General features: G+C 48.0%; 20 protein-coding genes and 2 tRNA genes. All 22 read left to right on the top strand.

What is annotated here, in order from left to right:
* Nucleotides 1-8: 8 nt before the first annotated feature.
* The 22 genes from DW088_RS01640 (at nucleotide 9) to DW088_RS01545 (ending at nucleotide 25,102) form a co-directional block, all read left to right on the top strand.
* Complete coding sequence (locus DW088_RS01640) at nucleotides 9-524, top strand: hypothetical protein (protein ID WP_118359023.1); 516 nt, start codon at nucleotides 9-11, stop codon at nucleotides 522-524.
* Nucleotides 524-1,543 carry a hypothetical protein gene (locus DW088_RS01635; protein ID WP_118359021.1) on the top strand — a complete coding sequence of 340 codons (1,020 nt, stop codon included), beginning with the start codon at nucleotides 524-526 and terminating at the stop codon, nucleotides 1,541-1,543. Before DW088_RS01640 ends, DW088_RS01635 begins: the two co-directional genes overlap by 1 nt.
* A complete protein-coding gene (locus tag DW088_RS01630; RefSeq protein ID WP_118359019.1) occupies nucleotides 1,540-2,043 on the top strand; it encodes a hypothetical protein in 504 nt (167 codons plus the stop codon). Before DW088_RS01635 ends, DW088_RS01630 begins: the two co-directional genes overlap by 4 nt.
* Nucleotides 2,040-2,765: a hypothetical protein gene (locus DW088_RS01625; RefSeq protein ID WP_118359017.1), complete on the top strand. Its 726-nt coding sequence runs from the start codon at nucleotides 2,040-2,042 to the stop codon at nucleotides 2,763-2,765. Before DW088_RS01630 ends, DW088_RS01625 begins: the two co-directional genes overlap by 4 nt.
* 44 nt (nucleotides 2,766-2,809) lie before the next feature.
* Entirely contained in the window at nucleotides 2,810-3,613 is an 804-nt protein-coding gene (locus DW088_RS01620) for a hypothetical protein (RefSeq protein WP_118359015.1), read from the top strand.
* Between the two features lie 44 nt (nucleotides 3,614-3,657).
* A tRNA-Gln gene (locus DW088_RS01615) sits at nucleotides 3,658-3,750 on the top strand.
* A gap of 5 nt (nucleotides 3,751-3,755) precedes the next feature.
* Nucleotides 3,756-3,831 (top strand) — tRNA-Trp (locus DW088_RS15775).
* Between the two features lie 24 nt (nucleotides 3,832-3,855).
* Nucleotides 3,856-4,137, top strand: coding sequence for a hypothetical protein (locus DW088_RS01610; RefSeq protein ID WP_118359013.1), 282 nt, complete (start codon nucleotides 3,856-3,858; stop codon nucleotides 4,135-4,137).
* Nucleotides 4,138-4,207: 70 nt separating this feature from the next.
* Nucleotides 4,208-5,038 (top strand): phosphodiester glycosidase family protein, encoded by an 831-nt coding sequence (locus DW088_RS15990; protein ID WP_199720389.1) that lies wholly within the window; start codon nucleotides 4,208-4,210, stop codon nucleotides 5,036-5,038.
* A gap of 9 nt (nucleotides 5,039-5,047) precedes the next feature.
* Nucleotides 5,048-5,539 (top strand): crossover junction endodeoxyribonuclease RuvC, encoded by a 492-nt coding sequence (locus DW088_RS01600; protein ID WP_118359011.1) that lies wholly within the window; start codon nucleotides 5,048-5,050, stop codon nucleotides 5,537-5,539.
* Nucleotides 5,523-6,188, top strand: coding sequence for a hypothetical protein (locus tag DW088_RS15770; RefSeq protein WP_158574579.1), 666 nt, complete (start codon nucleotides 5,523-5,525; stop codon nucleotides 6,186-6,188). The genes DW088_RS01600 and DW088_RS15770 overlap by 17 nt, the downstream gene beginning before the upstream one ends.
* Nucleotides 6,103-7,110 carry a tyrosine-type recombinase/integrase gene (locus tag DW088_RS01595; protein ID WP_158574578.1) on the top strand — a complete coding sequence of 336 codons (1,008 nt, stop codon included), beginning with the start codon at nucleotides 6,103-6,105 and terminating at the stop codon, nucleotides 7,108-7,110. The genes DW088_RS15770 and DW088_RS01595 overlap by 86 nt, the downstream gene beginning before the upstream one ends.
* A gap of 13 nt (nucleotides 7,111-7,123) precedes the next feature.
* Nucleotides 7,124-7,561: a hypothetical protein gene (locus tag DW088_RS01590; RefSeq protein WP_118359007.1), complete on the top strand. Its 438-nt coding sequence runs from the start codon at nucleotides 7,124-7,126 to the stop codon at nucleotides 7,559-7,561.
* A gap of 60 nt (nucleotides 7,562-7,621) precedes the next feature.
* A complete protein-coding gene (locus DW088_RS01585) occupies nucleotides 7,622-8,206 on the top strand; it encodes a ClpP family protease (protein WP_118359005.1) in 585 nt (194 codons plus the stop codon).
* Nucleotides 8,203-9,393, top strand: coding sequence for a PhoH family protein (locus DW088_RS01580; protein WP_118359003.1), 1,191 nt, complete (start codon nucleotides 8,203-8,205; stop codon nucleotides 9,391-9,393). Before DW088_RS01585 ends, DW088_RS01580 begins: the two co-directional genes overlap by 4 nt.
* A 277-nt stretch (nucleotides 9,394-9,670) precedes the next feature.
* Complete coding sequence (locus DW088_RS01575; protein ID WP_118359001.1) at nucleotides 9,671-10,258, top strand: hypothetical protein; 588 nt, start codon at nucleotides 9,671-9,673, stop codon at nucleotides 10,256-10,258.
* Nucleotides 10,259-10,347: 89 nt separating this feature from the next.
* A complete protein-coding gene (locus tag DW088_RS01570) occupies nucleotides 10,348-12,060 on the top strand; it encodes a phage tail tape measure protein (RefSeq protein ID WP_118358999.1) in 1,713 nt (570 codons plus the stop codon).
* 1,168 nt (nucleotides 12,061-13,228) lie between these two features.
* On the top strand, nucleotides 13,229-13,684 hold the full coding sequence (locus DW088_RS01565) for a hypothetical protein (RefSeq protein ID WP_118358997.1): 456 nt from the start codon (nucleotides 13,229-13,231) through the stop codon (nucleotides 13,682-13,684).
* A 183-nt stretch (nucleotides 13,685-13,867) separates the two neighbouring features.
* Entirely contained in the window at nucleotides 13,868-14,338 is a 471-nt protein-coding gene (locus DW088_RS01560) for a hypothetical protein (RefSeq protein WP_118358995.1), read from the top strand.
* 205 nt (nucleotides 14,339-14,543) lie between these two features.
* A complete protein-coding gene (locus DW088_RS01555; RefSeq protein WP_118358993.1) occupies nucleotides 14,544-20,807 on the top strand; it encodes a hypothetical protein in 6,264 nt (2,087 codons plus the stop codon).
* Nucleotides 20,808-20,850: 43 nt separating this feature from the next.
* Nucleotides 20,851-21,639 carry a phage tail domain-containing protein gene (locus DW088_RS01550; RefSeq protein ID WP_118358991.1) on the top strand — a complete coding sequence of 263 codons (789 nt, stop codon included), beginning with the start codon at nucleotides 20,851-20,853 and terminating at the stop codon, nucleotides 21,637-21,639.
* 13 nt (nucleotides 21,640-21,652) lie between these two features.
* Nucleotides 21,653-25,102 carry an alanine-zipper protein gene (locus DW088_RS01545; protein WP_118358989.1) on the top strand — a complete coding sequence of 1,150 codons (3,450 nt, stop codon included), beginning with the start codon at nucleotides 21,653-21,655 and terminating at the stop codon, nucleotides 25,100-25,102.
* Nucleotides 25,103-25,113: the final 11 nt, after the last annotated feature.

Here is a 25,113-nt window from a genome sequence, read left to right as displayed (position 1 = left end):
TACGCCCAATGTCCACTCCTTGTGAATCTGTCTACGATGTTTTTTTCGACCTGATCGAAGAAGATCGTGACTTTTTCAACTACTATGAAGCGACTGATGAAGAGAGTTACATGCTTGCCCTTCAGCGAGCGAAAGCTCTGCTCCGCGACGCCGCAATCAGAATGCAGATGGAATGCGATGCTGAAATCGACTTCACTGACACCTATACGGAAGGCGAAGGGCGCAAACAAAAGGAGTTTTTCACTGCTGACTTAACTCCCTTCGAAATCGACCTTCTCGCCAACCTGATGTATGAGGGCTATCTGAAGCGAGATATTTCCAAGCTCCGTGCATTCCAGCACCAATATACGCCGAGCGACCTTCAGGTATTCTCCCCTGCTAATGACCGAAAGACCTTTATGGCTATGTACAATACGGTCGTAGAGGAGAACAAGGTAAAGCTCGACCGTTATGCTCGCAGAGACCGAACGACCGGTAAGCAGCGCAGTATTGACTATACCTCCTACGAAACGGAGGAAAGTTGATGAACGCGCTGGAAAAAAACCGTTGGATTTGTTTCGGCAAAGAAGCCACTTATGCCAAAGACTCGCGTATTGCTGCTCTTCAAAAGGACTTTGCAAATCACTTCAAAGATTCGATTGATTATCAGCCGGAAGCGAAGGTCAATGGAAAACAACAAGAACTAATTGTGGCAAAAAACAAGAGCGTTACCAACACCCGCCGTATTTACGCTTATCCGGGCGAAACATTTTATGCGGGTGATGTGGTAGATGCACTTAATGCCAAGTGGCTGATCACAGAAGTTGATCAGAACAAAGAAGTATACACCAAGGGCATTATGCAGCTCTGCAACCGCGAGCTTATCTGGCAGAATCGCCATACCGGCGAGATTCTTCGCCGCTGGATTACGGCCGAAAAGCCGTATTACTCCAATCTGGATGAGTCAAAACCGCTCACAGTTTCCAGTCGTGAGTACAAGATTCAGGTTACGTTCGACGAAGAGACCTCTCTTATCGACGTAGACAAGCGATTCATGCTCGAAATCATCGGCGAAAGCCCAAAAACGTACAAGGTTACTGCTGTCGATACCATTACCGCGCGTTCTTACCAGAGCGGCGAGATTCGCGGATTCTTGGTGCTCAACTTAACACAAGACCTTTACAACCCCAAGACCGACCGCAAGGACTTGCTCCTTTGCGATTATGTTGAACCGGCGCAAATGCCAGACCCAACACCATCCCCTGCCGATGACGGGAAAATTACGTTTACCTATAACGGTAACGCAACGATTCGTCAAGGTGGTTCAGCTAAGAAGTTCACCGCGCATCTGTATGACGGTGCGGACAATGAGATTCTCGATGCTGAGTTTGAGTGGAGTATTGCTGTAGACGGAGTGCTAATGGACAAATTCACATTGACACCGAGCGGCGCTTTTGCTCGTCTGGCGGCTATGGATTTTGTCGAATTGCAAGGCGCAGTGGTTCAGCTTATCGCTAAGCATGGCGATATTGAAGGAAGTCTGGATGTGGAGGTGGTTTCGTGAGAAACGGAGACAAGCAGTCCGAAGTAACGAAGCTCAAGCGAGAGATCATCAAGCTGCTGTATTCCAATCCTGAAATCATTGAAATTCTGGACAACGAGCAGGTTGACCCTGACTGCCCAGATACCGCTGAATGGGTTTGTATTTTCCCGTATGTAAAGCTGGCTAATATTCAGGAGGAGGTTGGCACTTTCATCGGTGTGACCATTGACTCCAATGGCCCGCTGGAGAACGACCGATTCAAGCAGTTGCTTGTAACAGTGACGGCCTTTTGCCCGATTACCAATATGCAGGTAAAAGGACAGAAAGGTACGCGCACTGATATTCTCGCCGGAGATATTTCAGAAACGCTCAACTGGAACCGCAGCCTCGGCATGTTCCGTTTGAAACTCGTAAATGAGCAGGAAGGCGTTATGTCTGCCCAGCAATACTATTTCAGAACACTGCAGTTCACTGCAATTCGTGGAAATGACCTGAAGAAGGGGCAGGCCAATATTCATTGAATGACCTGAAAATGTACCGAGGCGACCCTTTGGTCATCAATGACTTAATCCAAGTGCGGCAGCCGACACTCGGAGAGATTGCAGATTTTGGCGAAGAGCGTTATTTTCAGATGCTTTCCGCTATCTGTGGTTCGCCGAGCGACTTTATGGTGGCACTTGATGACATGGGTATCCGATACGAGGAGATCACGGACTTTCAACTGTTCTTGATGCTCACTCGCAACTTAACACCAGATGATACCCGTATTTTACTCGGAGATTTAGACTTATCTGCTTATGAGCCGCAGCTCAATCCGCAGGACGGTCAGCTTCGCTTATACAATCCTAAAACACAATCCGTCGTTGACAATGCGGTCTATCAACAGATCACGTCATTCATTCGTCAGATGCATTCGATGACGAAGAAGATCGTCAAGACGGTAACCGAGCATGACAGAGAATATATGCTGGCTAAGGAGAGACGTGCTGCAAAGTACGCTCGCCGCCACCAGCACTTTGAATCTGTCCTGTTCCCTTTGATTTCCGCACTCTGCAACCATGAGGGGTTCAAATACAACCCCGATACGGTTTGGGATGTGCGGATTTTTGTGTTTTATGACAGCTTAAAGCGGACACAAAAAATCACCGAAGCAAGGCAACTGACGGCCGGATTGTATGCCGGCACGTTGGATAAAAAGAGCATCAGCGATGACGCTCTGAACTGGTTAGGGAACCTGAGTTGAGGTTTCCTTTACTAACTTACACTAAAGAAAGGAAGAGACACACTATGAATATGGAGAATTTCCTTCTGGAGTCCTTCGATCTGGCGTCTATCTACGACATCACCACCGGTGAGCTGTACGCACTGTGCGACCAGATTAAGGATGGTTCTCTGGAGAACACCGTTGATTCCAGCGATGTTACCGGTAAGATGGGCATGCTGCTCGCATCCCTCGACCGTAACAAGGCTGCAACGATTACTTGGAACAACGCATTCCTCGTAGCCGGTCTGCTGGCTGCTCAGGCTGGTACCGACATTGAAGAGGCATCTGAGGACAACAAGATTCAGGTTCCGAACTTCGAGCGCGTTGAGCTGGACACCGACACTACCGCTAAGCTGTCCTACGTTCCGGTAGGCGTTGAGGGTGCTGAGGTTAAGCGCATCTGGCTGGTTGCAAGCGATGGCACGCAGGGTGCTGAGTACACTGTTGTTGCTGACACCCCGGTTAAGGGCAAGTCCTTCACTGTTAATGCTGCAGAGAAGACCATCACCTTCGCAGCTGATGACCTGAAGAAGGGTTCCGAGATCTACGTTGCTTACGACCACGAGATCACCGAGGGCCGCAAGATTTCCAACATCGCAGACAACTTCTCGAAGAATGCTCGCATTCTGGTTGACTGCACCGTTGCTGAGAAGTGCGACGAGAACATCAAGCACCATGCAATTCTCGAGATTCCGAAGGCTAAGATCGACGGCAACTACACTCTGGATATCGGCGACGAGCCGGCTGTTCATGCGTTCAGCGCTAAGACTCTGACCGACGTATGCGCCAAGGATAAGACCCTCTGGAACATCTATCTGGTAGCCTAAGTTATCTGATTCATCGGGAGGCTTTCGAGCCTCCCTTTTTATACAGAGGTGTGGCCAAGCGGTAAGGCAGCGGAATTTGACTCCGCCAAGGGAGGTAACGCTCTCGCTCGTTGGTTCGAATCCAACCATCTCTGCCATACATGCGAGTGTGGGCTAATTGGTACGCTATCGGTCTCCAAAACCGTATGATCTTCGTTCGACTCGAAGCACTCGTGCCACATTAAATAAGAAAGGAAACTATTATGGCTGAATATCTGAACGCAGTCTGCAAAGTCTGCGGTAAAAAGTATCACCATTGCGAGAAGTGTGAACAGATCGGCAGCTGGCGTGCTGTAGCATGCTCGCCCGAATGCTGGAACATCTGGGTAGACACTGTTCGCGCACGCAAAGCCGCTGAAGCTGCGGCGAAGGAACCGGTCGTAGAAACTCCCGTTGTCGAAGAGATTCCGACCATCACCTATGAGGATTCGCGTCCTGCTGAGGATGTATATGACGCGGATGTAAGTGTATCAACCGAGGAATGACCGTTTTTGTCCTCGGTTTCTTTACATTTTGCAAATAAAACGAAAATTTTTTGAATGGAGGCGAACGCGAATGGCTTTAACCGATTATAAACCGTTTCAGACGGTAAAGATCAACAGCTATACACAGCTTGACATCGTGCCGCACAGCTCGATTGAGGCTGTGGCTTTTGAAAAATGCGCTGACCCGAAAGAGACACTCGGCGGTTACTATTCCAGTAAGGAAAAGAAACCGCAGATCATGATTAACGGCGGTCTCTTCAACATGTCCACCGGGCACAACGTTATGTCCTTTGTCTGCGACGGAAAGGAGCAGAACTACCAGAACGGCTTTACAGGTATGGGTGTGCTTGGCAGCGACCCGGCGAAGTTGGTATACGGAACTGACAAGGCGCGGAAGTGGAAATATTTCATGACCGCATACCCTATGCTCGTTATTAACGGCAAGGCAAACACCGTTTACGGCAATGCTTCTAACCTCAACTACTTAACCTTGCGATCGGCGGTGGGTGTTCGTGAGGATGGAACGCTTCTCATCCTGACGGTAGACAAACCGGGCATGAAGTTTGCCGAGATGGCGAAAATCTTCGTTGAATACGATGCACAGTATGCGATGAACCTCGATGGCGGCGGCTCTGTCCGCAAGATGCACGAGAACAAGGTTGTGAATACGCCGATTGAAAACCGACCGGTTGACAATGTGTTCTGTGTGTATCTGAAAGAAGACCCGCTCGCGAAGCTGGCCGACCAGAACGAGATTGCAAGCTGGGCACGACCCTATGTTGAGAAGATGGTTGTATCCGGCATTATGCAGGGAGACGCGAACGGGAAGTTCCGACCAAAGGCTGCTGTAACCCGAGAGGAACTCGCAGCGGTCATTGCGCGTGTTTTGAATAAAGGTTGAGTGAATCCAATGCGCGTATTAAGTTTTGACCAATCAACCTTGATAACCGGCTGGGCTGTTTTCGATGACGGTGAATATGTCCGTCACGGAATGATCGACTTGCACAGCCAGAAAGATGGCAGTATACGCTTTACGGAGATGTGTCTTGCTATTCGTGATGTCATCACAAAATACAAGCCCGACCAAGTGGTTGTCGAGGATGTTATGTACATGAAGTCGGCGCAGGCGCTTATTGTTCTTGCCCGACTGCAGGGTGTCATTCTGGGATACTGTCACATTTTTCAGGTTCCCGTAACGATTTACCTGCCTACTCAGTGGCGCAAGGTGCTCGGCTTTAAGCAAGGGCGCGTCACTCGCGAAAATCTGAAACAACAGGCTATCGACCTGATTCGCGAAACCTATAACCTGTCCGTGGAGACGGACGAAGCCGACGCGCTTTGCATCGCGTTGGCGTATCTTAAAAATTTGGAGGAACAAAAGAAAAATGTCCAAGAAGACTGATATTATGGCGGCTCTGACTCCGTATGTAGAGTCTGTAACCAAGGATCTCACTATCGGCGAGACTATTATTCCAATCAAGATTAAGCCGCTGATTACCCCGAAGATGCGTGCGACTATTGTAAACGAGGTCGGCCAGCATATTGATGACGGTGACGGCCGCAATTTTGGCCTGGTTGACTGGGCTTTCCGCTCCGCTGTCGTGAAGGTTTGCACTGACCTGCATATCTCACTGGATGGCGGCTTTGAAGCTGCTCTGCTGTATAAGACCGATATCTATGCTCTGATTGCAGAGGTTATCGGCGAGGATAAGCTGGCTGAGCTGGAAGAGGCTTGTTACAAGCAGATTAACGCCGCGATTGATACCGAATTGGTACTGATGCAGGCAATGACCCAGTCCAACCCGTTTGACCGCATCGCAGACGCGGCGACTGACCTGATGAGTGGTCTGAAGAATGTGATTACCGGCATTGATGTTGATACTGCGAAGGCACTGCTGTCCGGCACACTGGATGATTCCGCAGCGGACAACCTCGTCTACGGCCTTTTCGGAAAGGAGGGTGAAGATGGGACGCCAGACACAGATGAACAAGCTGACCTCTCCGGAGCTGACGAAGCAGATAAATCCGGAGAACATTCAGTTGATGAATGATTTTCTGGAGTATCTTCGTTCTCTGAAACGCAGTGAAGGCACGATTAAAGGATACAAGAGCGACTTGCTTATCGTATTCACTTATGTGCTCCAGAACTGCGGGAATAAGTCGTTTATTGATTTGAAAAAGCGAGAAATTGTTTCTCTCCAGAACTGGCTTATCAACGAGAACGGCAACTCCCCTGCCCGTGTGCGCCGTGTAAAGGCGGCGCTTTCTTCTCTCTCAAACTACATCGAGAACATTCTTGACGATGAATACGAGGACTTCCGTCCGATTATCCGCAAGATTGAGAACCCGCAGAATACGCCCGTCCGTGAGAAGAGCGTCTTCTCCACCGAGGAGATGGAGGTAATTCTGCAGAAGCTGACCGAGGCGGGCAAGTTTCAGATTGCCTGTGCTCTCGCTCTGGCGGTCTACAGCGGTCGCCGAAAGGCGGAACTGACTCGATTCAAAGTGGACTGGTTTAAGCCTGAAAACGTGGTTTTTGACTATTTTTACTGCACTCCTGAGAAGGTTTTGACCAAGGGTGCTAAGATGATCGACTGCTACGTTATAAAATCAGGATTTGACCCGTACCTGAAACGCTGGTTACAGCAGCGTAAAGACCTCAGCATTAACAGCGAGTGGCTGTTCGTGACAAAAACCGATAAGGGTTACGAGCAAGCTTCGGCCGAGACTTTGAACAGCTGGGCACAGACGATTGACCGATTCACGGTTAAGCCGTTCTACTGGCACTCTATGCGGCATCTTTTCGTGTCCAATCTGGTACGTGACGGTATGTCTGAGAGTGATATTACCGATGTAGTCGGCTGGGCGAATAGCGCGATGGTACAGGTTTATAACGATGTGCCAGCTAGCGAGCGACTGAGCAAGTTCTTTGAGAACAAACGCGCTGCGGAGGCAGAAAAAGCCGAAAAGTGATTGGAGGCGACCTATGAAGACTTTTAAGAGTATTGCAGCTCTGGAAGCTGCCGCCAAGGCTTCGGCAAGAAAAACACTGAACTATCAAGTGAAAGACCTTGTGGAGAAGAAAATACGAGAAAAGGCACAGGAAGTAGTTTATGATAGCTACTCTCCTACTCAGTATGTTCGCCGAGGTGGTTTGGGTACAGTATTTGCGGAAATTCCCGGAACTTACACACTCCGTATCTTTGATATTAACTCCGCAAACACGCCGCAAAGAAGCGGCAATCCTCCGGGCCCAGGATATTTCGCCCAGATGATTAACGATACTGGTGCGCCGAACGTATTCAATAATGCCGACTATCCGTGGATGCATCCGCGCCGCTTTTATGATGAAACTGTCAAGGCTCTTGACGGTTCCAGCGAGCTTATTTCTGTGGTTCGCGCCGGCTTTTTAGCCAACATTTGAGGGGTTCCCTCACACCAATGAGCATTCGCTCAAATTTTCTAAAATTTAAGGAGAAACCAAATGGAACTTTTTCTGGAGAATATTGCAAAAGACGCAATGGACCCGACCATCTATCAGTATTTTAAGGGTTTGCAGGATCGCCGCATCGTATTCAATGATGAGGTTGACGACCGTATTGTCGAGAGCGTCATGCTTCCCTTGCTGGAGATGGACAACGACGGCAGCGGCAAGCCAATCACGATTGTACTGAATACCTGCGGTGGCTCTCTGTTTGACGGCATGCCTCTTTGTGATATTATTGACAATCTCAAGACTCCGACAACCATTTTGGTGACCGGCCACGCCTATTCGATGGGCGGCTATTTTCTGATGGCCGGATACAGCAACCCAAACGTAACCAAGAAGTGCTTCAAGCACTCTACTGCCCTGCTGCACGGTGGCTCCAGTTATATGGAAGGCACGAGCTCATCGGTGAAGGATACGTTTAAGTTTACGGAACGCTTTGAACAGCGTCTTCGCGACTACACACTCTCTCATTCCAAAATCACGGAGGATGAATACGAGCGCATGGAACGCTACGAATGGTACATGGACTCGGATGATATGCTCAAGTATGGTCTTGTGGATGAGGTAATTGGCGCATGAAGAAATTCTATGACACTTGTGCTCTGCTGAACGCCGGTGAACGTGCGTTCGCGGAGCCTTTTTACATCTCTATGGTGACGCTACGCGAACTGGAGAATATCAAGACCAGCCGCAGCAAGGATGCCGAGGTCAAGCATAAGGCTCGTAAGGTGACCCGACTGCTGGATAGTCACCCAGAGATGTACACGGTGGCAAACCACGCTACCGTGATCCCGAGCACATCTATCGCTCTGCATGACGGTTCCCCGGATTACCTTATTTGTTATGATGCGGCACAAACCCGCGCGGCAGAGCCGATTGTATTCGTGACGGATGACCTCTCCTGTCGCTGTATTGCGCGGGGGCTGTATCACATGGAAGTAGCATCTTCTGACGTAGAGGATGATGTCTATACCGGATATGTTCAGTTCGCTGGTACTTCTGATGAAATCAACCAGTACATGGAGCGGCTCGACACTGCTACTATGTTCCCGAATCAGTATCTTCTGCTGACAGACACGGAGACCGGCAAGACGAGCGAAATGCGATTCGACGGCGAGAAGTTTGTTGAACTGCGCTTGCCGCATTCCGGCTATCTAAAGGGGAAGAACTCGCTTCAGCGTTGTGCGCTTGACCTGCTGATGAACCGAGACATTGACATTGTGGCAATTCTCGGCACTTACGGCAGCGGCAAGTCTTTTCTGACCACACAGATGGGGTTGTACCATGTGCTCGAAAAGGGAAACCAGAGCAAGCTGTTGGGAATCCGCGAGCCTGCCGGGGAAGGCGCTCCGGTCGGCTATTTGAAAGGAACGCTCGAAGACAAGACGCGCAACTTCTTCCTGCCGATTGAGCAGCAGCTGAAGGGCGGCGAGTTTGAGCTTGAAGCTCTTCGTCAGCGCGGCCAGCTTGATACGAACATCCCATATTATATGAAGGGCACGACCTACAACGACACGATTATGCTTGTGGACGAGGCGGAAGACTTGTCTGAAGCACAGATTCGACTTGTAGGAACCCGTCTCGGCCAGAACAGCCGTATTTTCTTGAGCGGCGATTATGGTCAGTCACTGGTGGACAGAACTGCGAACAATCCACTGGTAAAGATGTGTAATGAACTGCGCGGCGAGAAGTCCTTCGGGTGCATTTACCTTGATGAGGATGTAAGAAGCAGCGCAAGTAAACTGTTCGCTAAGCTGTTCAAATAAAGTAGACAGGCGAAACGGAAAGATGTATAATGTCTCCAGAAATAAAGATTGGCGGAGATATTATGAAACGGAAGACTGTTAGAGGAAGAATTCGAACCAGCAGCAATATGCACGGTTGGTATATGAGCGATAATCATCGCAGGACTTCCAATATCCGTATTTACGGATGCTTCAAAGGGCAATGCAAACGACATGCTCGCCGTGGATTTACAAAGCCCGCACGCCTTGTGTGTGGTGGAAAGCGTCGCAAACCTATCGATGATGAATAGGAGCATCTATGAACATTGAGTATATTTTAGAAAATCTCGACAAAATAATGGTATATTTTGTGCCTGCTACTGTTTTTATGTTCGCATATAAACTGACAGCACGCTATTCGGCTAAAAGAGATATTTTCTCCGCAACTACAATTATTTGGAGCTATGTTCTGACTGTCGTTCTTCGCTCTGTTTATCCTCAAATTAGTATTTTAGCAATCCTTGCATTTTCTTTTGCTTTCGGGTTCGTTGGTGGCATTCTCCGCAATTCTGAATTTGTATCATGTATTCTCGACCAATTCTTCTATAAAACGCTCGAAGAAGATGTCTGGTATGCAATATCCGACTTCGAAAAAGGAACTACGCTCCGCGTATATCTAAGTGATTCTGATGTGTCTTATCGTGGATATTTTACAGAAGATCACAAAAGCGAGGATGGCCGACAGTGGATTGTTTTAACTAATTACAAAAAATATCAGGGTAGCGAATCACATGCGGATGAACCGATATTTGATTACAAAGAAGACGACACTCGAAAAATTGCGTTAGACACTGCGAAAATTTCTCGGGTCGAAATTAAATATCCCAAGAACAGTTCTAAAATTTAAGAAGATTCCCAAGCACCACGTTTCCGTGGTGCTTCTTTTATTTTAGCCGCGCCTTTCCGCGGCTTTTTTGCTATAAGGAAGGTGAATTTATGGCTGATTTAGGCGTTACTGTCGAACTTATCCCTAATTTTGACAAACTCGAAAGCGCCCTCAGTAACTACAAGGATTTTCCAATTCAAGTTGATGCTGCAGCTCTGCAGAAAAGTATCAGTTCAGCAATCAAAAACGCTTCCTCAACCAAGCTGAAAGTAAACGTTGATACTGCCAATATCACTGCTCAGATTAAAAAGGCTATCTCGGCGGCCGGAACTGGAACAAACAGCTCCGGCAAAGCTAAGTCTTCTGCGGCTTCAACTCGCTCTTCTACCACGAAGAGAATCTCGTCTAAAAGCTCCACATCGGGCAAAACAGACGCAGAAAAAGCTGCGGAACGGCAGCTGCGCACAATGGAGCGTCAGGCAACCGGCTTGAGACAGACGATGTCGTATCTGAAGAACATGCCGAGTCCTATCGATTCAAAGGCTATCTCGGCGGCTGAAACCGCGATGAAGAAGTTTGAGTCAACGACCAAGGGAACTGTAGAAAGCGTTAACGCGCTGAAAGAGGCACAGCAGGCGACCAATATTGCGTTCTCTCGCAACAATTTGAAGGCTGCGGAAAAGGCCGAGCGATCTATGTTGGATGTTCAGCAGATTCGCTCTAAGTTTGGAAAGCTCAAGCAGGGCAACCTTTTTGGTGAGGAGAATGTAGCCAGCCTTGATAAGATGCTCAAACAGTACAAGAGCATGGCGGATTTTACGCCAGAGAAGTATGCGCTTGAGAAAAGCATCAAGAAGATGTGGACTACAGTGTCCAGACAGAACTCTCAGTCGGTTACTGATAATGTTTTGGCATCCGGCCAGAAATATATAACGCAGCTTCAGGCTCTAAAAGATAAAGGGACGCTGCAGAATTATGACTGGACGGCATTCAAGAATGCAAAATCTGTTTTCCAGAATGCGGCGGCCGGTACTTATGAGCTGGCGCAGGGCCTGAATGGACTCCGTTCCGCGTGGGCTGATGCGAGCGCACAGGCGGATTTGTTTAATGCTAAGCAAACTGCGACCGTTCGTTCTCAGAGATCGCAGGAACATTTGGCGAACATTTATCGGCAGGCCAGCGAAACGCTTAAAAATAACCCCAAAGCGGCGGGCTCTTATTTTCAAGGTGAACTGCGGAACATTATGAGCCGTGCGAGAAACCCAGGCGAAGGTGATAGCGTTGAGGGACTTCAAAGAGACCTCGCGGCAGTTCGCTCCAGTATGGAAGAACTCGGGTTTACGTCTGAAACTGTCGGGCAGAAGCTGACTCGTCTGTTCAAAGATCACTTTAACACGGCTATTGCAATGGCAGGACTGCACTTATTGCAGAATGGCTTACAGCAGACGCTCCAGAATGTTATCGACGTTGACACGGCGATGACCGACCTGAAAAAGGTTTCGGAAGGCTCAAGTCAGGATTACGCTAATTATCTTGATAGTGCTGGTGAACGCGCGAAGAGCCTCGGCGCTTCGATTACGGATGTAATTGGAGCAACATCTGAGTTTAGCCGACTCGGATTTAATTTGGAGGATGCCTCCAATCTTGGCGACTGGGCAACCAAATATATGAACGTGTCGGAGTACACGAATATTGAGGACGCGGCACAGTCGCTTGTTTCTACTCTGCAGGGCTTCCATCTTGCTGCTGATGATGTTGGAAGTGTTGTAGACCGTTTCAATGAGGTTTTGACCGGCCTCCCTGCACAGCGATGTGCAGCGTAAAAGATGGCTATATCGGTGAACACCCAGAGATGGGCAATACCGAGGAAAGACTTGTGCTTGACCACAAGAATCCGTACAGACTAACCGATTTCATACGGTAACGTGTGAGGTCATGCCATCCCCTCCTTTTCTGGAGGTGAAGATATAGTCGGGTCTGCAAATATAATCGAATAATAAAATTGCAGAAACAGGCAGAAATGACCTGTTCTTTTCGTTTTTAAGGCGAAAAAGTAACAAACAGCGGAAACAACTACGCGATAAGTTTAATCATTGGACTTCGTTCACAGAAATGTGTTCGTAAAATCACCTATTGAATTGCTGGGACGTCCTAAAGCTCTCATGCTACAACGCAGTGCCGAACAGGCGCAGACGTGAATGCGGCGAAAGCAGAAAAAAATGAGAGATGGCGCAAGGTTAAATCCTAAACGCCGTGACAATGGATAATCAGCAGCCAAGCCTCGAATAGAGGAAGGTTCAACGATCAAAGTAGGAGCAAGTGCTCTGAAAGTGGTAGGCACCCTATGGGGTGAAGATATGATCTCGGCTCCGTTGAAAGACGGAGGACTTTATGTCGGTGCGGAGTAACGACCCGCGCTAAAGGTACGCAGAAGGGCTTGGCGAAGCCCTCAAAAGATCAGCAGCAGCTCTGTACGCAGGCGGCAACTCTCTCGATGAGAGTTTGGGCCTCGTAACAGCAGCAAACGAAGTGGTAGATCTTTGCCACGCGGCGTAGTAATACGTTCGCAAGCAGATTGGTAAAACGGTCAAAGGCTGGCGACAGCAGAGACCGTGGGTAGCAATATCCGTAGAGACTGCGGGGTTCTGATGGTAACACCAGAGCTGAACCAATCCACCCCACTCCTCTGGGAAGGGTGTAATATACAGTCCGGACTCACGCAATAATGAAAGGAAACGTGAGAGTAAGGCCGAAAGACCTTGCCGCCGCTTTGCGGTCAGATTAGTGGTATATCAGCGCTAACAAGTAACAGAAACGACAAGATCCTGATACAGTGGGTGAATCCATGCGCCCAGCCGCATAGTAATATGCGAGCAAGCAAATGGCTATATCGGTTAAAGGCCGGAGACGGTTCAGACCGAGGAAAGATTGAATTTTAGCTTCCATTCTCTTCTATCTTAATGTATAATTGAGGTAAAGGAGTGGATGAAAATGAAAAGGAATATTAGTATTATTGCTCTCATCGTTATGTTGTTGGGAGTGTTATGTGGTTGTTCCAGTAGAGTTAAACCCGGAAGTGGCAGCGGCGACGCTAATGCTGACTGTTATTTTCCCCTAAAAATAGAATTTGATTCGCAGAAATCTCCATACGATGGTTCTATTGAATATTGGTTTACCGGAGAAAATATTTCTCAGGATACCTTAGAGAATGCTGGGTTTTTAGTTGATTTACTTGATAAAAAAGGACGCACATTGACTACATTAGGTGCTCCGTGTGGTTCTACAGTTGAGCCAAGTCGTAAGTTTAGTACAGCTGTTTATATAGACGATACTTTTGATATGTGGAACAAACGAGACAAAATTGTGGCGTTTGCCATAACAAAATATTTTGATGATAACCATGAATCTTGTGAGCTTAATGAACCTATCTATATTCCTTTAAGCTAATTCAAAATCCGTAGAGACTGTAAAGCCCCGCTTGGTAACAAGCGGGGCTTCGCCATTCCCCCGCTCTGGGGTGAAGATACAGTCCGAACTCGCGCTATAATCTAACAACGAAACGCGAGAGCAAGGTTTAACGGCCTTGCCGCCACAAAAGTGGTCAGTAGGCGACCCGCCGAAAGTAACAGATTGACATGGGCTAAAACCCTTAGTATGTACCTCCGTGCCGCTAAAGCCGATGCTGAAGAGGCCGGAATCGAAACGGATGGTATGGCAAACTCTGTAAGTGAGCTTCGCGAAACCATCGAAACTTTAACTCACGACAAAGTGGACATTATGTCTGATGAGGCTGGAACGCAATTTAAGAGCACTACGCAAATTATGCGTGAAATTGCAGAAGTTTATGACAGCCTCAGCGACGTGGATCAGGCCGCTTTGCTCAAAACCATTTCGGGTAGATCAACCTTGCCCGGTTGTACAGTAATGTGCAATAACAACATATTTAATTGCAGGTACCCCCTAAAGCCGCACACCACAATAAGCGCGAAAGCAGTTTATGACGGTGCGAAAGCAGAAACAACGTGCGGATTGCATACGGTCAAAAGCCTAAGTGCAGTAACAATGGGTGATCATGCAGCCAAGCTCCTATCGGTCTCATGACACGGAGAAGGTTCACAGACTATCCCTCGGCTCTTTATGAGCAACAGGAGTACGGCGCAAGCAAAGGCGTGGGTGAAAATCCCTTAAATGGAAAAGGTATGCCCCTTGGTTGCAAGGGTGAAGAAATAGTCGGGTCTCATGTGAAAACATGAGGTTGTAGATACAACATAAGGCTTTGCAAACCTTGTAAACACAAACGAAGAGAATGGCGAATACAACTTCAGCGCTCATCCAGAACTGGTCGACCGTTGAGGACGTCATCGAGTCAACTAAAAACGCAACTGGCTCAGCTGATGCCGAGAACGCAAAATATCTTGATTCTATTCAAGGTAAACTTGCACAGTTCCAAGCGCAATTCCAGTCCGCAAGCACGAGTGTTCTTGACTCAGGCTTTGTGAAAGGCACAATCGACGCCGGCTCTGGCATTCTCGGGTTCTTCAACACTCTGATTGATAAACTTGGCGTCCTTCCGGGACTTATCACCCCTGTAGCTTCCCTGCTTCTGTCAATGAACGGGAAAAGCATTATCGGAGGGAAAGGAGAATCTGGAGAAAACACTTTGGACGGAAGTGGTTTGTTCAGTTGGCTTAAAAATTATAACACCAAAAATCACGACTACTGGAAGGAACAAAATGATATTCTGAAAAGCTACGCTCAGATGAAGCAAAAACTCCGCGGTGCTGATTTTGAAAAAGCTCTTTCTGGTGCAACTATTCAAAGCCGTGAGTTCGCTAAATCCCTTGACACCGTTGGGAATGAGTATGATGTTGTTACCGGACAAATCGATAACTTCACTGCAAAGCAAGAAAAAATAGGAACCCTCGGAGCTAAGATTACATCGACTTTTAAGGGGATTGGGTCTGCTATTGCAAGTATGGCCGTTTCGATGGCAGCAGTTATGGCTATTCAAATTGCAATAACCGGAATTGCAACTGTTATTGATAAAGCGATTATGTCCGCAAAAGAAGCCTCGGAAGTAACCGGAACTGTGCTGAGTAACTATTCCAAAGCTACGTCCGAAATTGATAATAATCTTTCGTCTGTGGACAATATGCGCGAGCGGTTTGAAGAATTGTCTAAAGGTGTAACCGAAAGCGGCAAAAACGTTTCTCTTTCCGCTGAGCAATATCAGGAATATCAGGATATGGTATCCCAGCTTGTGTCCATCAACCCAGCTCTTATTCAAGGATACAACGATGAACAGCAAGCTATCATCAATAAGAACGAAGCTATTCAGCAGACAATTGATCTACTCAAGCAACAGCGTATTCAGGAAGCAAACGAAACGGTTTATGGCGGTTCTTCGACAAACGATGGCCACAAACAAAATTACGAAGCCGCTTATATCGACATGGAAGGCCAGATTGATCAGGCAAATCAAGAACTGGACAATGCTAAGGGTGGCATAGCTTCTTTCCTCAAAAAAGCATACAAAGAAGCTGCTGAAGCTGGAACAGGTGAAGCATCAAAATTTCAAAAAATATTAGAATCTGCAGCCGGTCAGACGTTCAACGAATATGCCGATTACTGGAAAGCTAAAGGCTCGAAAAAAGTTGGAATGGATGGCTTTATTCTCGGAAACAGCGACAAATTTGGAGATAATATTCAAGACATCATCAATCAATTAAATGATGCCAACTTGCTTTCTAAAGATCTCGCCTCGGAAGGAGTTAATGTCGAACGGACTTGGTCTGCTGCAATGGATACTTATGATAACGCGAGCGGTTCTCTGAAGCAAGTTATGCAAGCAGCTCTTGAGGCAAACGCTCAATACTACGACCTTTCACAGTCACAACAGGCATTTCTTTCTGATTACGTCTCCGGCATTGACACTTCTATGTTAAAAGGCAAAGGCGAAAAAGCCGCGCTGAATTATGCAAATGCGATGATGAAGGTCGTAACCGAAACTGATGCTGGCAAGAACGCTATCGATTCTTATTACAAATTGCTTGATAAACGTGACAGTATGCCGTTCGACCAATTCGAAGGACAAGCGACTCAACTTTTTGATATTATCCGCGCCCAGCTTTCTAACTATTTGACAGATAATGAGATGGCAAGTGTTGACCTCTCGAAAATTTTCGGGCTTACTCAATTTGAGGAAGATATGAAGCAAATGCGAGAGGCCATCCGCAGTAATTTTACCGAAGCTCTCAGTGGTGCAGAATTTGATGGAACTTCGCTTGAGGCTTTGCTCAATGGGTTAGACCTTGAAAAGTTATCTAAGAATCAGCTTTCTGCTCTAAACTCAGCCCTGATTGACACCGGTGAACGGGCTTCAGAATTTGCTGTCCGTCTCGCGACCCTCGCTCAAGCAGGAGCTCTTCCTGAAGCTCTGGATGCAATCTCTAAATCGTTGGATACTCAGGCGGAATCATTGAATACAGTTTCCGGCGCTCTTACAGAATACGAGACATCGATGGAAGGTGTGACCGACCACGTTCAAGACCACGAGAGCATGGTTTCAATTTATGATGATTTCGCAGAATCAGTAAATAAAGGACAAATCAACACAGAGGAAGCTCGCAACCAAATGGAGCTTCTCATCGGCAAGGTTGTTAGCCTGAAAGAAGCGAAACAGTGGGTTAAGGACAATGAGGGTCTCTTCTTGACAGGTACAGACGAGGATAATGTCGGTCAAGACCTGACCGGGACGCTTAATACCCTTCATAAGAAGTACAACGAACTGAGTGCTGACAAGAAAAAAGCCGTCGATGGACTAATGGACGTAGATTGGAACACCGGTTCCATGCAAGTTGCGCAACATGATGTTGTCGCCCTAGCCGATGCTTTTGGCATTTCGGCGGCTTCTTTGCAACAGTCTCTCGACTTAATTTCTACTTATTCGGACTATGTTCCCAAAACGGTTGGTTCTGTTGTGTCAAGTATTCAGACATTGAATAATGAGACTTATCGTATCAAACAATCTGTGAATGAAGCAGACCAATCAACCACTAAGGCTTGGGAGCACATGAGTAGTAGTGCCAAGGTCGCACTCGAGTCGTTGACTGAAGGTATGGACATTGACGTTAAGAATATGTCTGTAACCGAACTTGATTCTCTCGTGGCTGCTATGAATCGGTTCAAAGCAAGTATAGGTGGAGACACACCTACGTTCGATGGGTTGAAAGCCTCACTTGAAAGTGTTAAGACAGCGTCAGGTGAAGCTGCGGCAAGTGTTGAACGTCTTAGCGACGGCGGCTGGTCGATTAACGTAACCAACTTGGATGCGTTCGCGGGTAGTCTTGGTGTTACGAACGAGCAAGCGCAGATAGTGCTGAACACATTGGCTAAAATCCAAGATGAGTCTGGTAACCCCGTTCAGCTCACCATTGAGGGAAACACCGTTGAAGCTGAACAAAAGGGCAACGCTATCGATGAAGCGCTCGCTCCTATCGAACGCGAGCGCGGAATAAAAATTGAGACGGCAAACGCTAATCGAGCGATAAACTCACTGAAAGTAACGTTAGATAGTACACTAGGCCATCTGAGTTATGCTATCAATTTTACTACTGGTAGCGTCCCAAAAGCTCCAGTTTACAGTGGATCAAATAGCTATCCAAGCGCTACTGGTTCTCCACGTCGAAATCCAAAACAGTTCTATACAGGGCACGTTGGCAAAATGGCTCAATACGCTTCTGGTGGCAATGCGATTGGAGGCAAGACACTTGTCGGTGAACTTGGACCCGAACAGTGGATTTCTCGAGACGGCAAGCATAGTAAATTTGTTGGCTTGCATGGAATGGAAGTCATCAACACTAAACCCGGTGACGCGATTGTTCCTGCTAATCTGACTGCTGGTCTGATGCACGGCGGTATTCCCCATCAAGCATATAATACTTGGGGCGGCGTTAGCGCAAGTAACCCTTTGAGTAATTTGAACTATGGTACGGGCGGTAAATTCAGAAACTGGACATCTTCCAGTTCCTCTAAAAAATCTAATGCCACCGTCAAAGTCTCTGCTGATACCTCTCAGCTTTCAGATTCTGCAAAGGAAGCTCTCGACAAGATTAAAGAAGAAGTCGAAGACATTATCGACCAGATTGAGCATAAGATCTACCTCGTCGAAAAGCAGCGTGGCGACCCGATGCAGATTGTTGCATATTATAAGCAGATTCAAAATGAAGCCAAGAAGGCTGCCGATAGATTTCGCGCCCAAGGCCAAAAGGATTCATCAGAGTATGTGAGGTCACAGCAAAAGACATGGTGGGAAGCGCATGACAGCATCATCGACACGATGAAGGACATGTACGACAAGATCACGTCGGAACATGAAAATGCTGTTAAACTGGCCGAGCGAAGCCTTGACCGTCTGCTCGATACTGATAAGCTCGAACGCTCTTTCACTCGTGCTCAGCGTAAGATTTTCAATTCGGCAAAGCTGTCGCAGAATATTCTGAACGGTGTCGCCAAGAAGGGCAATCCTCTGGCCGGCATCTTCGGCGGCATTGCAGACAGTTTCGAAACCAAGACTGTTGATACTATCTTCTCGTCTATCGATGGCGACGCAATTGAGTCTACGCTCAACGGCATCATTGACCATTATCGCGAAGCTCAGAAGAACCTGCACAAGGAAGCGCAGTATTACCGTGGCATGGGATATTCCGACCTTAGCGACGAAGTGGCCGACCTCTCAGATCAGTGGTGGGAATACGAAGACGCTGTTAAGGATGTTAAGCAGAAAGTTATCGACTATCTCTCTGATATTGTTGATGCGGCAAGCGACTCTGTTGATACGATTCAGGACGTTCTCGACACGTTCAAGAAGGCTGCCGAGGAATACTCGACAAATGGTGGATTTATCTCCGTCGATACCTTCCAAGAAATCTCCAAACTTGGCGTCGAATACATGGGATACCTCAAAGACGAGAATGGTCTTCTGACCATCAATGAGGAAATGATCAACCGTGTTATTAAAGCTAAAACTGAGCAGATGGCGTTGGAGAGTGCCTCCGCTTATGTGGAACGTCTGCGTCTGGCTCTGCAGGAGAACGACGTTGTTTCTCTGAATAATCTGCTGAACGCGACGGCCGATCTGACCGAGGTTCAGTGGGGTTCCGTCTATGCACAGCTTGCTATGCTCGACCTCACTGAGGAAGGCTATGCGCAGGCTGTTAAGAATGTAGATGCGTACCGCAGCATTCTGGCCAACGTGAAAGACGGAACCGGTGTCGACTTTGATGATATGAAATCTGGTGTGGATGATCTCCTTGGTTATGTCGAAGACATGATTAAGGATAAAATCGACAAGCAGGTTGATGCTCTGGAAGACCTTAAAGATAAATACGCCGAGATTATTGATTTGAAGAAGGAAAGCCTGCAGTTAACCAAAGACGAGAACGACTATCAGGAAGATGTAGCCGACAAAGTCAAGGAACTTGCAAAAATCCAAGAAAAGCTCAATGCTCTGTCTTTGGACGACAGCCGCGAGTCCATCGCTAAGCGTAAAGAACTCGAGGAACAAATGGCTGATCTCCAAAAGGAATTGCAAAATTCTCAGGCGGACTATGCCTATGATAAGCAAACTGAAAACTTGGACAAGTTGCAGGAGGCTTATGAAAAGCAGAAGGACGAGGAGATTAAGAAGCTGCAAGATTCCATTTCATCCCAAGAGAAATTATATCGTCAAGCACGCGACTACATTGAGAAAAATTGGAGCACATTGTACGACGAACTCATCGAATGGAATACTGAGAGTGGCAGCGTCATCAATAAACAGATCTGCTCGGCGTGGGACAATGCCCTTGAGGCGGCAAAACGCTACGGAAGCTACTTGGCTGCGCTTGATGCAATCGGCACAGATGGCTCTGGTTCTTCCTCGAGCGGTTCCAACTCCAACATTATCGGTAATTCGAATAAATACGGCACTGGGGACGCAGATGTGGCCGGGATCGCTCGAATCGTGGCGAAGATGAAGAAAAACAGTGATACTTGGTCTGCCAATATGACGGCGGAGCAGAAGAAAGCACTCAATCAAAAGAATGCCGACTATGCTGGTCAACTCAACAGCCAGTACGATCTCGGTGTTCACTATGATGGCCACACTGGTGTTTGGTATGACAAGTATGGCAATAACATCTATGATAAGTACCTCGGTATATACCACACCGGCGGCGTTGTCGGCGATGCCTCTACCCTGCGTCAAGACGAGATGGTGGCGATTCTGCAGAAGGGCGAAATTGTGCTCGACAAGCCTAAACAGCAGTCGCTCGACTCCATTCTCAAGGTAATGTCCGCCATTACCAGCGGTTTATCCGCTTCTGCCCTGCCTGACCTGTCCAAGACCGCTCAGATGCCTGTTTCCGGCGTAAACCGTGAAGTTGTCACGATCCCGCGTGAAAACGTCACGAACGTTACCTTCGGCGACACAATCATCAAGGGTGCGGACGGAGACACGGTTAAGCAGCATGAAGCTGTATCCCGCCGCATGGTAAACGACATTATCGAAGTTCTCAAAATCAAAAAATAATGGCCGGCGCGGTATGGAAACATGCCGCGCCTTTCTATAGGAGGTGCTTAACCTGTTTAACACCTACGAATTCACGTTCGCCGGAGAGTCGTCTCTGGCATATAACCTTTTTATCTGTGATCTGGACAGCAAAAGCAACGAAGACACGGCGTTCGGTAACGAAGCCAGTATCATCGAAACGAGAACGACCGGCCGCGTTCAGCCAATTCATCAAGGCGTAAACTACCACGAGAAGCCTCTGGAGTTTAACCTTGTCTTTGGTTCGGAAACGCCGCTCGACCGTTACGATTTTCAAGAGGTTCAACTCTGGCTGACCGGCTATCAGGAATACCAATGGCTCTCCATTTGTCAGCCCGACATGGAAGACTATCAGTACCGCTGCCTGATTACAAACCTCGAGCCAATCTCTGTTGGCTGGCTGCCATTCGCATTTGAGGCTACAGTCACCTGCGACTGCCCTTACGCTTACGGCTTCCCTTTCACAGAGACATACGAAGTGGTCGACGAAACTGAAATCGTCTTTCGGAACAACAGCTCTGTTCGGGAGTATATCAAACCCGTGCTGACCATTGAACCGACGGCGGCTGATTTCTCTATCGTGAACGCTGATGACAATGGGCGCGAGTTTAAGCTGACGGGCGTACCCGCAGCTGACTCTATCATTACAGTGGATAACAACGCTGGTATCATCACCGAATCCCACGATACAAACCTGTATGACAAGTTCAATATGAATTTTTTCCGGCTGGTTCGCGGTGATAATCACCTGAAAATCACTGGCAGCGGCAAGCTCACAATCAGCGGCAGAATGCTGTACAACGTGGGCGCATAAAGGAGGTCTGTGTATGTATCTCGATTATACGCAAATCGCCTTTGACAAATTTGGTCGGCCGGAGCCGCCTACCCTGCTGCTCCAAACGGCTGACGAGCGCACGATTGGCACGCTTCCCAACGTGGCGAATCTGAAAATCACAGTTAACTTTTCCGAGACAAGCGAAATCTCTTTTGACCTTCCCGCCTATTCTGACGGCGTGCCGACGCCGCTCTATGATAAAGTGGTTGGCTACAAAGTGATTCGCACCGAACATTACGGAATCTTCTTACTGATGAAGCCGGAAATCTCCGGTGACGGCATTGAAGAGATTAAGTCGGTGACCGGATATTCTCTGGAGAAGAAACTGGAAAACAAGCAGTTCTTCCTTGAGGAAGGCACGTTCAATTTTTGGAATCCCGCAACGCCGGATGATACCATTCTGGGGCGAATTCTGGAAGTATCTCCGGGTTGGAAGGCAGGATATGTTGCGCCGTCTTTAATTGGACGTTACCGCACGTTCGACCAGTATGACGACTACGCGCTGAGTTTTCTGTATGATGACGCAATGGATACGTTTCGCTGCGTGGTTGTATTCGACGTGTATAATAAGACGATCAACGCTTATGATGCGGACGATGATGTGTCTACCCTGCCGATTTACCTCGGGTTCGACAACCTCGTGACTGACCTTGATATCACAGAACTGACTGATGAGTTAGTAACTGCCATGACCCCAAGCGGCGCGGACGACCTTGACATACGACAAGTAAACCCGACCGGCACGAACTGGATTTACGACATCTCGTACTTCATTGAGAACGGCGATATTCCTTCTGCTCTGGCTGAAAAATGGACAGAGTGGCAGAAAAGCGTGCTGAACCGTCAGGAATACTACAAGGGTTTGGTCGGACTGCGAGCTTCTGCAACAGCGCGGCTGCTCTCCGAACAAGCTAAGCTGGTTGACCGAAAATCCGAATTGGACGACCTGACGAATCAGCAGTCTGTAACCATTCAGGCTCTGGCTCTGGAAACGACCGCGGACGGTAAGGCTTCGCAGCAGAAAAAGCTCGACGAGATCAACGCCAACATGGAGAAGAAAAAGAAAGAGGTCGCCGACCAAGAAGCTGTGGTAGCAGATATCAAGACCACGCTCGACGCTTCCAACCCCGACTCCTATCCGGCGCAAATCAAAGCCGTGAATGACGAGCTGAAGCTGACGGCTTTCTTTACCGCAGACGAGTATGCGCTGTTACGGCACTACTTTATCGAGCAGCCGCTTTCGGATGATACATTTGTTGCTTCCGATGTTGACACCGCCGTGACCGGAGAGAGTTCAAAGGTTACAAACGGCGCGATTGCTATTTCTAATTCTACAATCGCGCAGGTTGACTTCGGCGAGATCAAGAAGAAGATGTACACCATCGCTGGTGGCACTGCCGTAGTAACAGCGGCGAACAAAATGTCCGTTTCAATTATCCGTGGTACTCTGGAACACAAGGCCGGCGACGAGTTTGTACTCAGTTTATACTGCGGCGAAATGAAAATCGGCGAAAAAACCGCACCGAGCGGTCTGATTACGCTGACCGGTACGCTGTCCAACCTTAAGAATGATATTCACGAGGTAAACGACAAAGAGGTCATTACCTATGAGGGTACATCTCTGTCGTTTGATATCACGGCGGCCGACCTTTATATGACAACCAATGTGTCGGACTACCAGAAGTATTCCGTCGAGATGGAGCTTTACGACCATGCAGTCAAGACGCTCGCCGACGTTGCTTCGCCGACCTATGAGTTCAGCGTTGAAACCGGCAACTTCATTTGGGCGCAGGAGTTCGAGCCGTTCCGAAAAGGGCTGGAACTCGGCAAAGGCGTTTACCTGCGTCTGCACAATGATGAGGTTATCACCCCTGTTCTGATTGGATTCGATCTCGACTTTGAGGATCAGGAAAAGCTGTCGCTCACCTTCTCCAACAGGTTTAAGCGTCATGACAACGTGGCGAACCTGAAAGAGATGATTGAGAACAGCTATTCTTCAAGCCGCAGTTTTGACGCGGCGAAGTATACCTACAATCAGACGGCGAATCAGGCTTCTAAGGTTTCCGAGTTCATGAACAGTTCTCTGGACGCGGCGGTCAATTCTATCATCGGCGCAAAGAACCAGAGTGTCCGCATTGACGGCGCTGGTCTGCATATCGGCGAGCCCGACTCTCCGTATCAGATTCGCATTATTAACGGCATGATTGCCATGTCCGACGACGGTTTCCAGAGCGCAAAAGTTGCCATCGGGCACTTTGCAACTGATGAACTGGGCGATCACTGGGGCGTAAATGCCGACATCATCGGCGGCAAGCTGCTTATCGGTAACGGTCTGGTAATCGAGGCTCCGAATGATGACGGTGTGATGCAGTTCAAGGTTGACGCTACCGGCGCTTGGCTGTATAACTCTACCTTTGTTTTGGCGAAGGACGGCGGCGGTAAGATTTTAATCGACCCACGCTACGGCATTGCATCCGGCAAGGGAGACCTGTATACAACGAACGGCACGACAGTCACCCCTTCGTTTATCGACGAGGACGGCAAGATTGTTTTCGATGATGATATCACACTGAAGGGCTTGAAGATTCCAAAGGGTACGAACTTCTACATCGACGCCAATGACGGCAAGGCTTATTTTCGTGGCAATATCTATGCCGAGGACGGCATTTTCAACGGCACCGTTTATGCCAAGGACGGCGAGTTTACCGGCAAGATTACTGCGACGAGCGGTGAATTCTCCGGCGAGCTGAAGGGTGCTTCGGGCACTTTTTCGGGTACGCTGAAGGCTGGTAGGATTGACGGCGGTATGATTTCCGGCACGATTAAGTCTGATGAAAAGACTGGAGGAGCATTGGAAGGCGTTAGCTTGAATATCGGCAACGGAGCGTTTCAAGTAGATAGTTCTGGCAACGTAACTATTAAGAGCGGCAACATCAGCTGGGGCGCAGTTACCGGAACCGATGAGATTGACCAGAAAATCGAGAACGCACAATCCACGGCTAATTCAGCGGTAACCAAAGCAAATTCTGCCCAAAACCGAGCTGACGATGCTATGTCTACCGCAGAAGGTGCGGCTGACGATGTTTTGGCTCTTGCTAAGGGACAATATAGTGCACCGAAAGCTACTTTTATAGATGGAACAAGTATCAAATCTCCAAAAATTTATGGCGGAGAATTTTATGGCAATACATTTAATGTCATCAGTGAGTCAAACGGCAATGGATCTTTTAGTTTGTACGGAATGTATAATAACAAACAGTACCATATGTTCGAAATCTCATACTATCCATCTGACTATCCGGAAGTGACATTGATGTCTCCGGCTGGTGCTCGTATCGTAATTGGTAAAGAAGGTTCATCAAATGAGATTGTGTTCTATGGAGATGTTGACTTCAGCAGTGCAACCGTAACCGGACTTGCTAATACGGCTACATTCGGATAAGGAGGCTGATC

This window comes from Butyricicoccus sp. AM05-1, assembly GCF_003474415.1.
Classification (GTDB): domain Bacteria; phylum Bacillota; class Clostridia; order Oscillospirales; family Butyricicoccaceae; genus Agathobaculum; species Agathobaculum butyriciproducens.
The sequence above is the reverse complement of the archived record's forward strand: the minus strand, read 5'-3'. Positions and strand labels throughout refer to the sequence as shown.

Coding starts and splice junctions, on each gene's coding strand:
- DW088_RS01640 (WP_118359023.1), top strand. CDS start 9: ATGTCCACTCCTTGTGAATCTGTCTACGATGTTTTTTTCGACCTGATC.
- DW088_RS01580 (WP_118359003.1), top strand. CDS start 8,203: ATGAAGAAATTCTATGACACTTGTGCTCTGCTGAACGCCGGTGAACGT.
- DW088_RS01545 (WP_118358989.1), top strand. CDS start 21,653: ATGTATCTCGATTATACGCAAATCGCCTTTGACAAATTTGGTCGGCCG.
- DW088_RS15990 (WP_199720389.1), top strand. CDS start 4,208: ATGGCTTTAACCGATTATAAACCGTTTCAGACGGTAAAGATCAACAGC.
- DW088_RS01600 (WP_118359011.1), top strand. CDS start 5,048: ATGCGCGTATTAAGTTTTGACCAATCAACCTTGATAACCGGCTGGGCT.
- DW088_RS01575 (WP_118359001.1), top strand. CDS start 9,671: ATGAACATTGAGTATATTTTAGAAAATCTCGACAAAATAATGGTATAT.
- DW088_RS15770 (WP_158574579.1), top strand. CDS start 5,523: ATGTCCAAGAAGACTGATATTATGGCGGCTCTGACTCCGTATGTAGAG.
- DW088_RS01595 (WP_158574578.1), top strand. CDS start 6,103: ATGGGACGCCAGACACAGATGAACAAGCTGACCTCTCCGGAGCTGACG.
- DW088_RS01585 (WP_118359005.1), top strand. CDS start 7,622: ATGGAACTTTTTCTGGAGAATATTGCAAAAGACGCAATGGACCCGACC.
- DW088_RS01590 (WP_118359007.1), top strand. CDS start 7,124: ATGAAGACTTTTAAGAGTATTGCAGCTCTGGAAGCTGCCGCCAAGGCT.
- DW088_RS01635 (WP_118359021.1), top strand. CDS start 524: ATGAACGCGCTGGAAAAAAACCGTTGGATTTGTTTCGGCAAAGAAGCC.
- DW088_RS01610 (WP_118359013.1), top strand. CDS start 3,856: ATGGCTGAATATCTGAACGCAGTCTGCAAAGTCTGCGGTAAAAAGTAT.
- DW088_RS01555 (WP_118358993.1), top strand. CDS start 14,544: ATGGCGAATACAACTTCAGCGCTCATCCAGAACTGGTCGACCGTTGAG.
- DW088_RS01570 (WP_118358999.1), top strand. CDS start 10,348: ATGGCTGATTTAGGCGTTACTGTCGAACTTATCCCTAATTTTGACAAA.
- DW088_RS01620 (WP_118359015.1), top strand. CDS start 2,810: ATGAATATGGAGAATTTCCTTCTGGAGTCCTTCGATCTGGCGTCTATC.
- DW088_RS01565 (WP_118358997.1), top strand. CDS start 13,229: ATGAAAAGGAATATTAGTATTATTGCTCTCATCGTTATGTTGTTGGGA.